Below are 14,581 nucleotides of genomic sequence, written 5' to 3' on the forward strand. Positions count from 1 at the left end.
GGTGGAAATTCGCCAGTCGAGAGAGGCAGGAAAGCCCTTTCGTTTCTGCGACATTCTCTATTATTTCTGTGCAATTCGTCGGGTTTTTGAGTTTTTTTCATAACAAAAATCACCTCGAACCGTTGACCCATAACCTAACACACAATATTGTCTACCCGTTCGATGACGATCACTGCAACTTTCGGCTTTTTTACCTATGCCTCACATCGCTGTGTTACATGGGCCCAATCTTAATATGCTGGGCACCCGCGAACCTACCGTTTATGGTCATGAGACTTTAGACGACATCAATACTTCACTACTGACCTTGGGTCAGGCACTCAATGTGGAAGTCAGTTGCCTACAAAGTAACGCCGAGCATGTGCTGATTGACCATATTCACAGCCTGCGCGGGCATTGCAGTGCGGTGATCATTAATCCGGCTGCATATACGCACACCAGTGTCGCCATTCGTGACGCACTGGCGGCCGCAGAGCTGCCGTTTGTGGAAGTTCACCTATCGAACGTGCACCAACGTGAGGCGTTTCGCCATCACAGTTATTTTTCTGACCTCGCGCTGGCCGTTATATGCGGTATGGGCAGCGAGGGGTATCGCGCCGCGTTGCGTTTTCTTAGCCAAAAATTTTAACCTTACTAGACCAACAGGATCACCCAATGGATATTCGCAAAGTAAAAAAACTGATTGAGCTGCTGGAAGAATCTGGCATCGATGAAATCGAGATTACCGAAGGTGAGGAGTCAATCCGCATCAGTCGCGCATCCAGATCCTTGCCGCAACCACAACACTATATGGCAGCGCCTATGCAGCACATGCCTGCGCCGGCTCCTGCACCGGCAGCACCAGCAGCCCCGGCCCCAGCCGCACCGTCTGATGAGCCCGCGGCGTTAACCGGACACGTTGTCCGTTCACCCATGGTCGGCACCTTCTATCGTGCCGCCTCACCGACGTCAGCCTCATTTGCTGAAGTCGGTCAAAAGGTGAAAAAAGGCGATACGCTGTGCATCGTCGAAGCCATGAAGATGATGAACCAAATCGAATGTGACAAAGATGGCACCGTCGGTGAAATATTGGTCGAAAACGGTCAACCCGTAGAATTCGATCAACCCTTGTTCACAATCGTTTAATTGGGTGACCTGATGTTGGAAAAAGTACTCATTGCAAACCGTGGTGAAATCGCTTTGCGGATAATGCGCGCTTGCAAAGAGCTGGGCATCAAGACCGTTGCGGTGCACTCTCAGGTTGATCGTGACCTGAAACACGTGAAATTGGCCGATGAAACGGTCTGTATCGGCCCTAACCCGAGCTCAGCCAGTTATTTGAACATCCCGGCCCTGATTGCGGCTGCAGAGGTCACCGGCGCTGTGGGTATCCATCCCGGCTATGGTTTTCTGGCCGAAAATGCCGACTTCTGTGAGCAGGTTGAGCGCAGTGGTTTTACCTTCATTGGCCCAACCGCCGATGTTATTCGCCTGATGGGGGACAAAGTCTCTGCCATTCGCGCCATGATCAAAACCGGCGTTCCTACAGTGCCGGGCTCTGGTGGCCCGCTCGGCGAAGACGACGCCAAGAATATTGAAATTGGTCGTCAAGTCGGCTATCCCGTGATCATCAAAGCCGCCGCCGGTGGCGGTGGCCGCGGTATGCGTGTAGTACACAGTGAAGCAAGCTTGCTGAGCTCTATATCCATTACCAAATCAGAAGCCGCTGCGGCCTTTGGTGACGGTACGGTATATATGGAGAAGTTCCTGGTTAACCCCCGGCACGTGGAAGTTCAGGTGTTATCTGACGGCCAAGGCAATGCCATTCACCTGTACGACCGTGACTGCTCGCTGCAGCGCCGACACCAAAAAGTGTTGGAAGAAGCGCCGGCGCCAGGCATTGACCCGGCAGCGCGGGCTGAAGTTCTGGCGGCCTGTGTACGTGCATGTGTAGAGATCGGCTATCGCGGTGCGGGTACTTTCGAATTCCTGTATGAAGATGGTCGGTATTATTTCATTGAAATGAACACCCGCGTACAGGTTGAACACCCGGTTTCCGAGATGGTGACGGGCGTCGACATCATAAAGGAACAATTACGGATTGCTTCTGGCTTGCCGTTGTCGGTTAAGCAAGAAGACATCCAATTGCGCGGTCATGCGTTCGAATGCCGGATCAATGCGGAAGACAGCAAAACCTTCATGCCGAGCCCCGGCACCATTACGCAATTCCACTCACCGGGTGGCTACGGTGTACGCTGGGATTCGCACATTTATGATGGTTACCGCATTCCGCCTTATTACGACTCCATGATTGGCAAGCTGATCACACACGGTGAAACACGTGAAGCGGCTTTGTCAAAAATGCGCGTAGCGTTGGATGAGTTAGTCATTGAAGGCATCAAAACCAACGTGGACTTACAGAAAATGCTGGTACGCGATGAAGGCTTCAAAGCGGGTGGGGTAAATATTCACTACCTCGAAGGCAAGCTGATCAAATAACGTTACAGCGGACGAAAACGCATTGCCTCCCATGTCCTTTTCGAAGGAATTTGGGGGTCAGTGCGTTTTTTCGTTAGATCGTCCGCCACCACCCAACTCAAGGCTACGTGGTTGAACGCAAGCATCCAACCCGGAATGACAACATAGGACTCGCATGAACTGGCTTAAAATTCAACTCCACGACATTGCCCGAGAACACGCCGAAGCGTACGAAGATGTTCTATTGGCCCTAGGAGCACAAGCTGTAACCTTTGAAGATGCCGCCGATGACCCTATTTTTGAACCCGAGTTAGGGACCACGCCACTCTGGTTGCATTCTCGTTTAACCGCCTTATTCCCGGCCGATACGGATGCCGACCTGATTCGGGTGGCCTGCCAAAGTGAACTCGCCGAGCAGGGCATTCCCCTGCCGCATTGGACCAGTGACCTGCTGGAAGACAAAGACTGGATTCGGGCCTGGATGGACAGCTACCATCCCATTCAATTTGGTACGCGGCTGTGGATTTGTCCGAGCTGGCATACCCCACCTCAGCCCGAAGCCGTCAATTTGATGCTGGACCCTGGCCTTGCTTTTGGCACCGGAACCCATCAAACCACAGCACTTTGCATGCGCTGGCTGGACAGTCTGGACCTGAGCGATAAAACCATTGTGGACTATGGCTGCGGCTCCGGCATTCTGGGTTTGGCCGGTTTGCTGTTGGGTGCCCGCACCATGTTGGGGATTGATATCGATCCGCAAGCCTTATTGGCCACGCGACAAAATGCTGAACGTAATCAAATCAGCCCCGACCGCTACGCCGTTTGCCTGCCCGCTGACGCACCCACGCACGCCGCTGATGTGGTGGTGGCAAACATATTGGCCGGGCCGCTGATCGAATTACGTGACGCTATTTTGTCGTATGTCACCCCTAACGGTTGGCTGGCCTTATCGGGCATTATTCGCCCGCAAGTAGAGGATGTGGCTGCCGCCTACCGACCGTTTTTGCGCAACATGGACATTACTTACGACGAAGACTGGGCTAGAATCACGGGCCAACGCATTGCCTAATCGCGTTGACTCAGGGAACAACATGGAATTGCTGTCTAGATGACCACATCGCACATCACACAATGCCCGCATTGTCGCACCGCTTTTCGTGTGTCCGACGAACAACTGGGTGTAGCAAAGGGAGCCGTGCGCTGTGGTAGCTGCTTAAAGGTGTTTCGGGCCGATGAACACTTCCGCGACAACACCCCCATACCGCCGATGCGAGCAACGGAAGAACCGATCGCAAAGCCAGCGCCGAAAGCCGCACCTGCGCAGCCCATAGCACAAAGGTCGCCTACAACCAGCGCAGCCACCCAAGCCGTCGATAGCCTGCCAAAGGACCCGGCGTGGGACGTAGGCAGTGAGTTTGATGCCGATGATGATGATTTTCTTTTTTCCGAAGATGACCCATCCGCCGACGATGGCGACCTCATCTTCATGGATGACGACCAGGACCTAGATGACGACTTGGATGCGGGCGACAACGACCTCGAGTTCAGTGACTCTTTTCTGGCATTGGACGACAGTGCAGCATCCGAAAAGGACAGCACCAAGGGGCAGAAATCGGCGCCTGCTATGGGTCGGCCAGAACAACTCGACGCGGATGAAGACGCCTGGTCACGCAACCTCTTGGCGGAGAAAGCGGCCGTTGAATCGGCGCCTGCGAAACGAAGCGCTCCCAAGGCCAAAGCCATCAAGCCACTGAATGACTTGTCCTTTAGTTTAGATACCGAGGAAGACAACCTCGATAGCACGCCCGACAACCCTGCAAAGGCATCCAATCAACGTTCAATGTTTGCCCACCATGATCTGGATGAAATGGTTGAGCGCATGGAGCAACCGCGTTCGGCGACCGGGTTATGGACTCTAGCGGCGGTGTTTATGCTGATCGTTTTCGCGGGTCAGATACTTTGGTGGCAGCGTGCGCAGCTGTCGCAAAACGCCACGTTAAGCCCGGTTTATGCGCAACTTTGCCAATATGTGGCCTGTAACCTTGCCGAACCCGTGCCCGATGCCACCGCGCTGCGACCCATCAGTTCTGTATTACGCGAAATGCCGAACCAACGCATGCGCTTAGACGCTGTATTGATTAATCGCGGTACACGCCCCCTCCCCTTCCCCAATGTGCTTCTGGCCATTACTGATGCGCAAGGCGATGTCGTAGCGGATGGCTTGTTCTCCCCCGCCGACTATATTTCTGGCGACTTTCGCCCCGAGGACTTGGTACCGCCGGGACAACCTATCAGCATCAGCATCAACACCAATCGCCCGGTTGACAACCTCGATAATTTTCGTCTGACCTTCCAATATTAAGCCGACCCCTAAAAAGGGGGCTTCAGAGGTTCCCTAACGGGGCCTGAATCAGTATCATACGCCGCCCTTGCTGGACACAAACTGATCAACTTTGGATGCGCCGTGAAGATCGGACCCTATCAGATTGACCCGCCCGTGGTGCTTGCACCGATGGCCGGTGTTACCGACCGCCCGTTTCGCCAATTATGCCGTGCGCTGGGGGCTGGGTTGGCGGTGTCCGAAATGGTGACATCCGATCACAGTTTATGGCACACGCGAAAGTCCCGTTTGCGCATGGACCACCGCAACGAACCCGGCCCGATCAGTGTGCAAATCGCCGGCAGTGATCCGCAACAGATGGCCGATGCCGCGCGTCTCAATGTGGACCATGGTGCGCAAATCATCGACATCAACATGGGGTGTCCAGCCAAGAAGGTGTGCAACCGTGCGGCAGGGTCTGCGTTATTGCAGGACGAAGCGCTGGTCGCACGCATTCTAGACGCCGTTGTGGCGGCCGTTGATGTACCCGTTACGTTGAAAATTCGCACCGGCTGGAGCATAGAGCACCGCAATGGCGTGCGCATTGCACAATGTGCGGAAGCCGCAGGCATTCAAGCGCTTGCCGTGCACGGGCGTACGCGGGCATGCCGCTTTAAAGGCCCGGTGGAGTACGACACCATTCGCGCCATTAAGGAACAAGTAGCTATCCCGGTCATCGCCAATGGCGATATTCAGACGGCAGAACAAGCCCAGGCGGTATTGAACTATACCCATGCGGACGCCGTCATGATTGGTCGCGCGGCTCAAGGAAACCCATGGATTTTCAGGGAAACCGCGGAATTATTGCGCACCGGTACCGTACAAACACGCGTCACCACCGCGGAACGGAAGGAGACATTATTAGCGCACATGCAGGCCCTGTATGATTTTTATGATGAATATCTCGGGGTGCGCATCGCGCGCAAGCACTTAGGTTGGTATCTACATGCCCAGCCGCAAGGTGAAACCGTTCGCCAACGCTTCAACACGCTTAATACCGCGATGGATCAACTGCAGTTGATCCATCAGTACTTTGACGATTTACCCGATTTACAGGAACAGATCATAGCAGCATGAATACGAATTCAATTGAGGTCACCATGAAACACTCCGTCGCTGGGCAAGAAACACCAACTGAGTCACAAACCCTTCGCGACAGCGTTGAACAGGCCATGGACAACTATTTTTCACAGTTAGACGGCCAGGATGTGAGCGATGTTTATCAAATGGTTATGTCGGAAGTCGAAGCGCCTTTGTTGGAAGTGGTGATGCGTTACACCCACGACAACCAAACCAAAGCCTCCCAAGTATTGGGTTTAAACCGCGGTACCTTGCGCAAGAAATTAAAACAGTACGGCCTTCTTTAAACTCGCACAGCCATAGGATTCGTTATGCAAGCCACCGTAGCCATTCAACGCGCCTTGATCAGCGTGTCAGACAAAACCGGGATCGTTGAATTTGCCACTGCGCTCCATCAACGCGGCGTCGCTCTATTGTCCACCGGCGGCACCTTCAAGTTGCTGCAACAGCATCATTTACCGGTCACTGAGGTGTCCGAACACACCGGTTTTCCGGAAATGATGGACGGTCGGGTAAAAACTTTGCACCCCACCATTCATGGCGGGATTCTGGGGCGACGGGGCCAAGATGACGCCATTATGGCTGAACATGGCATTACCCCGATTGACCTGGTGGTGGTCAACCTGTATCCCTTTGCCGCCACCGTTGCCCGGCCTGACTGTGACCTTCCTATGGCGATTGAAAACATCGATATTGGCGGCCCCACCATGGTGCGCAGTGCGGCCAAGAACCATGCGTGGGTTTCTATTGTGGTGAACGTCGATGACTATGATCGTGTATTGGATGAAGTCGACCGCTTAGGTGGCGTTACGCACAAAACGCGGTTTGATCTGGCGCTCAAAGCGTTTGAACATACCGCTCAGTACGACGGCATGATTGCCAACTACCTGGGTTCCATAGACCAAACCGCCGATAAATTGAGCGTTGAGCAACGCGCGGTTTTTCCTCGCACTTTCAACCTGCAATTACACAAAGCGCAAGATATGCGTTACGGCGAAAACCCGCACCAGCGCGCTGCGTTTTATATTGACCCCAAACACCCCGAAGCCTCGGTATCTACCGCGCGCCAACTGCAAGGCAAAGCCTTATCGTTCAACAATATTGCGGATACCGATGCAGCCTTAGAATGTGTAAAAACCCTGGCTGAACCAGCCTGTGTGATCGTTAAGCACGCCAACCCATGTGGCGTGGCGATGGGCAGTGACCTCATCGGCGCCTATGACCGGGCCTACAAAACAGACCCGACTTCGGCGTTTGGTGGCATCATTGCTTTTAACCGTGCGTTGGATGCCGTAACCGCACAGGCCATCATTGACCGCCAGTTTGTGGAAGTGATCATTGCACCGGAAATCAGTGACAGCGCACTGAAAGTCTTGTCGACCAAACCCAACGTTCGGGTATTGGCTTGCGGACAGTGGAACGAACCAACTGCCGACTGGGATTTCAAGCGCGTCAATGGCGGCTTGCTGATTCAAGACCGCGACTTAGGCATCGTTTCGGAAGACACCCTGAAAGTCGTCACCCAGCGCGAGCCTAGCCCCACCGAAATGCAAGACCTCTTATTTGCATGGAAAGTTGCCAAGTTCGTTAAATCCAACGCCATCGTCTATGCCCATGAGGGGATGACCGTAGGTGTTGGTGCTGGGCAAATGAGCCGTGTTTACAGCGCCAAAATTGCCGGCATTAAAGCCGCCGATGAACAGCTGACTATTGCTGGTTCGGTGATGGCTTCCGATGCATTTTTCCCCTTCCGCGATGGCTTGGATCAAGCCGCCGATATGGGCGTAAAAGCAGTGATTCAGCCCGGCGGCTCGATGCGCGATGATGAGGTCATCGCCGCCGCCGATGAACACGGTATTGCCATGGTGTTTACGGGCATGCGCCACTTCCGTCATTAATTGATGTGCGGCACCAAGCCGCACCGCAGCAATAGGATCACGCAATGAACATTTTGATTATTGGCGGCGGTGGTCGCGAACACGCTTTGGCTTGGAAAGCTGCACAATCAACGCTCGTTGATACCGTATTTGTCGCGCCCGGTAACGCAGGTACTGCCTTGGAGTCACGGGTAGTAAACATTGCCATAGAGCCAACCGACCTCGCAGCGCTGAGCCGTTTTGCCCGCGAAAATAACGTTGGCTTAACCATTGTTGGCCCGGAAGCGCCACTGGTGATCGGTGTGGTGGATCATTTTCAAGCGGAAGGCTTGGCCATTTTTGGCCCGACGCAAGGTGCCGCGCAATTAGAAGGCTCCAAAGCCTTCACGAAAGATTTCTTGGCCCGCCATAACATACCCACCGCATTCTATGGCGTATTTACAGAAGTAGAACCGGCACTGGCTTACATCAAAGAAAAGGGCGCACCCATTGTGGTAAAGGCCGATGGTTTAGCGGCGGGTAAAGGCGTGATACTGGCGCAAACAGAAGCCGAAGCTTGTGCCGCCGTAGAAGACATGCTGGCGGGCAATGCGTTCGGTGAAGCCGGCGCGCGGGTTGTCGTCGAACAATTCCTGACCGGCGAAGAAGCCAGCTTTATTGTCATGGTTGATGGCGACCATATTCTCCCTATGGCCACCTCCCAGGATCATAAGGCAGCCCTCAACGGTGATACCGGCCCGAATACCGGCGGCATGGGCGCATACTCGCCCGCACCTGTGGTCACCCCCGACATCGAAGCTCGTGTCATTCGTGACGTCATTCGGCCTACCGTTGACGGCATGAAGGCCGAAGGTAACCCTTACACTGGATTCCTGTACGCTGGACTGATGATTGATGCGGACGGTACGCCGAATGTCCTGGAATACAACTGCCGTTTTGGTGACCCTGAAACCCAGCCCATCATGATGCGTCTTAAGTCCGATCTCGTCGCCTTGTGCCAAGCGGCCATTGGCGGGAAGCTGCACACCGTATCCGCCGAATGGGATTCACGTGCCGCACTGGGAGTCGTCCTAGCGGCGGGTGGATACCCGGGTGACTATGCCAAGGGCGATATCATTCACGGTTTACCAGAGCACGAAAACGCGCAACAAAAAGTATTTCATGCGGGCACGGCCGAACAGGATGACGATGTAATCACCAACGGTGGCCGCGTCCTTTGCTGCACCGCACTGGGCCACAATGTTGCCGAAGCACAAGCGCTGGCGTACGATTTGGTGCAGCAAATCAACTGGCAAGACATGTACTATCGCACGGATATTGGCCACCGGGCGATTAAGCGCGAACAGTCGAGCTGATCACTGAGTGAACGGTTGGGTGGGCAACCATAGAATGGCAGCCCACCGTTTGACCGGCCTCATGGCCCACCCCTGTTGATGCTGGAGGACCTTCGCCCATGCGCCATCCATGCACGTCTAGGCTGACATGGCCCCGTAGGTCTATTGGGCAGGTTACACGGCTGCTCACTGCACTTTTGGTTTTACTCGCCCCCTTAGCGTGGGCGAACGACCACCTCGACCCGCGTGCCCGGGTAGAAAACGTCCTTCCTAAAGCCTACCAACTATTGGATGACTCGGCTTCATTCAGCTTCGCCGATGTGGTCAGTCCGAGTTTTACGGCACAATGGATACCCGTTAAGGCCAACCGCTTACGCGGCGCCGGTGACACCAGCGCACAATGGCTGAGCATCACTTTGGACTCACCCACCAACGGCAACGCCCTATTGCTCTTGGATACCGGTCGTAGCGTACAGATTCAAGCCTGGAAAAACGGCATTGAGGTAACCCCTCTGCTGACCCCCACATTACGTGGTTATGCCATTGCCCTATCCGACGGCGCAGCCACAGATCACTGGGTGTTTCGCTTGGTCAGTGAACGTCCCTACACCCTTGGCTTGTACTGCGAGAATCTGGGCTACTTCACCAGCCGCAACCAATGGTTGAGCTTTTACATCTATGCCTTGCTGGGTGCCGGGCTGTTGGCGGCTGTCGTGCAGCTACTCCGACAAACCGCCCGACGCAAAGAACACACGGCCAATTCGCACTTTCTCTTGTGGCCCGGCTATTTGTTCACGCTCGTACTGTTTACTCTATTTCAATACGTTGGCATTACCCCCTTGCTGGGGGTCAATGGAACCGCCGACAAGGAATGGCTGCCTGCACTGGCACTGGCCATGGGTACCAGCATGTTAGGTCTGATGTGGTGGGGTCAACGTTGGGCAGCACAAGATCAACGCATGTTGGGTTACGCGCTTGTGCTTGCGGCCGCTGTTACCGCCTTACTGGCTGGAACACTGGGCGTGGTCGCCTTGCTGGCCGTACTTCTAATGACACGCCTGGCTGGCTTTGGCATCCGCCGGGAAGACGTACATCAGTTTCAAACCGTAGCGGCGGTACTCACCCTTATCCTGTGGGCACTACTCGAATGGTTATATCATACCGAATTTGCCATCACCGGCCGCGCCCATCAGCCACTGCAATTAACGCTATTATTGATTCATGGCGTATTTATACAACGCGCCTTTGTTGCCCGGGTGAAACAACGCCCGGTATTTTCCAACTTGCAGTTACCGACCGACTCCACGCGCGACAGCATTGGTCTGCTGCGCAAACTAAACCATGACCTACGCTCACCCATTAATGGTGTTTTAGGCATGGCCTCGTTGTTGAGCGATACCCAACTGAACAGCCAACAACAAGAGTATGTGGCCACCATAAACAATGCCGGTCTGCAAATGCTCAACCTGGCGGATGAGATTCGCACCCTAACCCGATTAACGTCCGACCAGATGAAGATTCGCCCGAAACGGGTTGAGCTGGGCGTGTTTATACACGATGTGGTCAGCCCGTTTGCGCACCTGGCCAGCCAGAAAATGATTGAGGTCGCGACGCAGATTCTTCCTGCCGTACCGCAGTTTGTGCGCCTTGATCCCGACGCTGTGGGTCAGGTGTTGCGCATTCTCTTGGACAATGCCGTACGGTATACCGAAGAAGGCGACATTGTGGTAACCATTCGTTTGGAAGGCGAAAATCGACTCCGCTTGCGCGTCGACGACACAGGCCGCGGCGTTCCGGAGCAGGAACAAACAACATTGTTCGATTTTAAAGCACCGGTATCCGACCCCAATGTCAGCCGCACCTATCTTAAATTAGGCCTGCCGATTGCACGCGCGCTTGTGCACGCCATGCAGGGCCAAATCGGTATGAGTCGGGGGGCTGAGCGGGGTTCCAGCTTCTGGATCAGCATACCTTTCAGTGCCGAAGTTGTACCCGAATCAGCCACCATGCAGCGTGATTTAGAAACCCTGCTGCACAAAAAAGTACTGATTGTGGATGACCACTTTGCCTGCCGACGCGTATTAGAAGACCAGACACGAGGCTGGGGTATGCTGCCCGAGCTGGCCAGTGACGGCAAAGAAGCCTTAGCCATTTTGCAAAGCCATATGTACTTTCACCAACCGTTTGACTGGGCGCTGATTGATTACCGAATGCCGCGCATGAACGGCCTCGATCTGTTGCGTAAGATACGCTCGATTGAAGGGTTGCGGCGGCTCAAAGTGATCATGTTGACCGGTGTCGATCAACACTTTGTTGAACAAGCGGTCGCTGATTTAAGTACGGTTGGCGTATTACCCAAACCGATCAACACGCGCGAGTTACTTCGTTTACTGCAGGAGAACCCCGACGGATGAGAACATTAAGCTGGATCGATCACGCACTCAGCCATATAGACCGTGCGTTAAAAACCTGTGTTCCGGGCAGTGTGGTTGCGGCTACCGCCAATCCCGCGCAAACGCTGACAGAAACAACCGCTTTAAGCGATGGTGAACGCCGACATGCCGCTGGTCTGATGCGCGTCAATCACACGGGTGAAGTGTGCGCACAGGCGCTGTATGAAGGGCAAGCCAGTACCGCCTCCTTACCCGACATTCGGCAGCAAATGTCAGCGGCAGCCGATGAAGAACTGGACCACCTGGCATGGTGTGAAACCCGGCTTGAAGAACTGAACAGCCGACCCAGCCTGTTAAATCCGGTGTTTTATGGTATGTCATTCGCCCTCGGCGCTATCGCTGGCAAGGCGGGCGACCGCTATTCCTTGGGATTTGTTGCCGCAACGGAAGATCAAGTCAGCAGACATCTGCAGGAGCATCTCAGCACCTTACCCGCAAACGACGTGAAGAGTCGCGCCATTGTCCAACAAATGCTGAGCGATGAAGAACGCCACGCGGCCTCCGCGCGTGCTGCAGGAGGTTATGAATTTCCGCGGCCAGTTAAAGAAACCATGTCGGTGGTGGCAAAAGTAATGACCCTGACCACCTACCGGATTTAGCGGCTAGAGAATCACTAAGTTGTCGCGGTGAATCAATTCGGGCTCGCTTAGATAGCCCAGGGTCTCCTCAACGGCGACGGTGCTTTTGCGCACAATGCGGCGCGTTTCATCGGCGTTGTAATTGCACAACCCTTTGGCAACGACCACGCCTTGCTCATCGACACAATCCACCAAATCACCCCGTTGGAAGCGGCCATCGGCTGCCGTAACCCCTACCGGCAATAGACTTTTACCTTGCTCTCGAATGGCTTTTACAGCCCCGGCATCGAGCCGTACCCAGCCCATGGCTTGTAACTGCCCCGCCAACCATTGTTTGCGGGCCGCCAGTGGCTCTTCGTCGGGCAACAAGAAAGAGCCAACGTGCTCGCCCGCGCGTAACCGCGACAGCACCTGTGCCGCACGTCCACCCGCGATGACCGTCAGCGCACCGCTGCGAGAGGCCAACCGCGCTGCCCGAACCTTGGTCACCATACCGCCCCGCCCCAAGGCACCGCCTTCCGTCGCCACAGCCTGCAACACTGGGTCATTCGCGCGGGTACGTGCAATGAGTTTGGCCGTTGGGTATTTTCGCGGATCGGCATCAAAAATACCGTTTTGATCGGTCAAGATGATCAGCGCATCCGCTTCCACCAGGTTGGCCACCAAAGCGCCCAAGGTATCGTTGTCGCCAAACCGAATTTCATCCGTCACCACCGTATCGTTTTCATTGATCACCGGAATGACATTCAACGACAACAGCGTACGCAACGTTGAACGTGCGTTCAAATAACGTTGCCGATCCGCCAGGTCAGAATTGGTCAGCAGAATTTGTGCCGCACCGAGCCCGTGTTGTTGGAAACAATCCTGATAAAATTGAATCAGTCGGCTTTGCCCCACGGCGGCGGCGGCTTGCAGCAACTCCAGCTCAACCGGGCGCTTGTCCCAGCCCAGTTCCATCATACCGGCAGCAACGGCGCCCGACGACACCAGCACCACTTGCACACCTTCGGCATGCAATTGCGCTATTTGATCTACCCAATCCTTTATTCGATCGCGAGCAATGCCTTGGCCGTCTTCGGTCAGCAGCGCGCTGCCGATCTTCACCACCCAACGCTTACCTTGCGTCAATTCGGTCTGTATCGACTCATCAGTACGGTGCATAAACGACTTCTACATCATGGTCATCGTCATCATCGTCGTCATCGGCATCACGTCCGGCACGACGCATCTGTTTCACTTCTTCAATGCGTGCACGGGCTTCTTCTTCCACCAAAGCACGTTCTTCTGCGTCAGCACGAGCAGCATCTTCGTTTTCGGCCAGCAATTCCCGTTGCTTCTGCAAATGCTGCATGATGGATTGCGTCAGCGGCTTAGTGCCTTGCTGATTCATCGCTGAAATGTCAAAGACCGGCCCTTGCCAATCCAAAGCTTTCACCACCCGGGCAACCGCTGCAGCACGGTCTTCTGCCGGAATCAAATCCATCTTATTCAACACCAGCCAGCGTTCACGCTGCGCCAGTGTAGGGCTGAATTTTTCCAATTCATTAATGATGATTTGCGCGTTATCTTCTGGCGTCGTGTTGTCATAGGGTGCCATATCGACGAGGTGCAGCAACACGCGGGTACGCACAATGTGCTTGAGGAAGTGAATCCCTAATCCGGCACCTTCGGCTGCGCCTTCAATCAAACCCGGAATATCGGCGATCACAAAGGAATTCAAATGATCGACCCTGACCACACCAAGGTTCGGCACCAACGTAGTGAAGGGGTAATCCGCGACCTTAGGCTTAGCGGCCGATACCGACCGAATGAAGGTCGATTTACCGGCATTGGGCAAGCCCAACAAACCCACATCAGCAATGACCTTCAATTCCAGTTGCAAGTTGCGCTCTTCACCCAGTGAGCCATTGGTTGACTGACGGGGAGCACGGTTCACACTCGACTTGAAACGGGTATTCCCCAAGCCATGCCAACCGCCTTGCGCAACTTTCACCTTCATGCCGTGCTCGGTCAAATCAGCCAACTGCTCGTCGGTATCCAGATCCCGGACTGCAGTACCCACCGGCACCAATAAAACCAAGTCTTCGCCTTTAGCACCGGTCATATCACGGCCCCGGCCCGGCTGCCCGCTTTCTGCGGCATAGCTGCGCTTAAACTTGTATTCAATCAAGGTATTAAGGTTTTCGTCGGCCTGTAACCAGACAGACCCACCATCACCACCGTCGCCGCCGTTCGGGCCGCCTTTGGTGATGAATTTCTCACGATGGAAGCTCACGCAACCGTTTCCGCCCTTACCGGCACGTATATGGATGTTGGCTTCATCTACGAATTTCATGATATTTCTCTGTGGATAGATAACTGAACATAAAAAAAGCTCTGTTGTAGCAACAGAGCTTTTTTTGTCACTCAGATCAATGAGGTG

13 protein-coding genes are annotated in these 14,581 nt (G+C 54.4%); 11 read left to right on the forward strand and 2 right to left on the reverse strand.

Annotation, left to right across the window (positions count from 1 at the left end; genetic code table 11):
* Positions 1 to 196 precede the first annotated feature (196 nt).
* The 11 genes from aroQ to coq7 all read left to right on the forward strand — a co-directional run bounded on the left by aroQ (position 197) and on the right by coq7 (position 12,180).
* Positions 197 to 628 carry a type II 3-dehydroquinate dehydratase gene (gene aroQ, locus ACFOSD_RS12525; RefSeq protein ID WP_380697031.1) on the forward strand — a complete coding sequence of 144 codons (432 nt, stop codon included), beginning with the start codon at positions 197 to 199 and terminating at the stop codon, positions 626 to 628.
* Positions 629 to 654: 26 nt separating this feature from the next.
* Positions 655 to 1,125 (forward strand): acetyl-CoA carboxylase biotin carboxyl carrier protein, encoded by a 471-nt coding sequence (gene accB / locus ACFOSD_RS12530; RefSeq protein WP_380697033.1) that lies wholly within the window; start codon positions 655 to 657, stop codon positions 1,123 to 1,125.
* Positions 1,126 to 1,137: 12 nt separating this feature from the next.
* Positions 1,138 to 2,478: an acetyl-CoA carboxylase biotin carboxylase subunit gene (accC, locus tag ACFOSD_RS12535; RefSeq protein ID WP_380697035.1), complete on the forward strand. Its 1,341-nt coding sequence runs from the start codon at positions 1,138 to 1,140 to the stop codon at positions 2,476 to 2,478.
* 154 nt (positions 2,479 to 2,632) lie between these two features.
* On the forward strand, positions 2,633 to 3,526 hold the full coding sequence (gene prmA, locus ACFOSD_RS12540; protein ID WP_380697037.1) for a 50S ribosomal protein L11 methyltransferase: 894 nt from the start codon (positions 2,633 to 2,635) through the stop codon (positions 3,524 to 3,526).
* Between the two features lie 39 nt (positions 3,527 to 3,565).
* A complete protein-coding gene (locus ACFOSD_RS12545) occupies positions 3,566 to 4,819 on the forward strand; it encodes a DUF3426 domain-containing protein (RefSeq protein ID WP_380697039.1) in 1,254 nt (417 codons plus the stop codon).
* Between the two features lie 102 nt (positions 4,820 to 4,921).
* The gene (gene dusB, locus ACFOSD_RS12550; protein ID WP_380697041.1) at positions 4,922 to 5,914 is read left to right on the forward strand and encodes a tRNA dihydrouridine synthase DusB; all 993 of its coding nucleotides are present in this window, start codon (positions 4,922 to 4,924) and stop codon (positions 5,912 to 5,914) included.
* Positions 5,911 to 6,204 carry a DNA-binding transcriptional regulator Fis gene (fis, locus tag ACFOSD_RS12555; protein WP_380697043.1) on the forward strand — a complete coding sequence of 98 codons (294 nt, stop codon included), beginning with the start codon at positions 5,911 to 5,913 and terminating at the stop codon, positions 6,202 to 6,204. The genes dusB and fis overlap by 4 nt, the downstream gene beginning before the upstream one ends.
* 24 nt (positions 6,205 to 6,228) lie before the next feature.
* A complete protein-coding gene (gene purH, locus ACFOSD_RS12560; protein ID WP_380697045.1) occupies positions 6,229 to 7,815 on the forward strand; it encodes a bifunctional phosphoribosylaminoimidazolecarboxamide formyltransferase/IMP cyclohydrolase in 1,587 nt (528 codons plus the stop codon).
* A 44-nt stretch (positions 7,816 to 7,859) separates the two neighbouring features.
* The gene (gene purD / locus ACFOSD_RS12565; protein ID WP_380697047.1) at positions 7,860 to 9,149 is read left to right on the forward strand and encodes a phosphoribosylamine--glycine ligase; all 1,290 of its coding nucleotides are present in this window, start codon (positions 7,860 to 7,862) and stop codon (positions 9,147 to 9,149) included.
* Positions 9,150 to 9,325: 176 nt separating this feature from the next.
* Complete coding sequence (locus tag ACFOSD_RS12570; RefSeq protein WP_380697049.1) at positions 9,326 to 11,542, forward strand: hybrid sensor histidine kinase/response regulator; 2,217 nt, start codon at positions 9,326 to 9,328, stop codon at positions 11,540 to 11,542.
* Positions 11,539 to 12,180 carry a 2-polyprenyl-3-methyl-6-methoxy-1,4-benzoquinone monooxygenase gene (gene coq7, locus ACFOSD_RS12575; RefSeq protein ID WP_380697051.1) on the forward strand — a complete coding sequence of 214 codons (642 nt, stop codon included), beginning with the start codon at positions 11,539 to 11,541 and terminating at the stop codon, positions 12,178 to 12,180. The genes ACFOSD_RS12570 and coq7 overlap by 4 nt, the downstream gene beginning before the upstream one ends.
* 3 nt (positions 12,181 to 12,183) lie before the next feature.
* Here the strand turns inward: coq7 and proB are convergent, their stop codons facing one another.
* Together proB and cgtA are read right to left on the reverse strand one after the other, a co-directional pair.
* Complete coding sequence (gene proB / locus ACFOSD_RS12580; RefSeq protein ID WP_380697053.1) at positions 12,184 to 13,320, reverse strand: glutamate 5-kinase; 1,137 nt, start codon at positions 13,318 to 13,320, stop codon at positions 12,184 to 12,186.
* On the reverse strand, positions 13,307 to 14,494 hold the full coding sequence (gene cgtA, locus ACFOSD_RS12585; protein ID WP_380697055.1) for an Obg family GTPase CgtA: 1,188 nt from the start codon (positions 14,492 to 14,494) through the stop codon (positions 13,307 to 13,309). The genes proB and cgtA overlap by 14 nt, the downstream gene beginning before the upstream one ends.
* Positions 14,495 to 14,581: the final 87 nt, after the last annotated feature.

Origin of the sequence: Salinispirillum marinum (genome assembly GCF_042650105.1) — a bacterium.
GTDB lineage: Bacteria > Pseudomonadota > Gammaproteobacteria > Pseudomonadales > Natronospirillaceae > Salinispirillum > Salinispirillum marinum.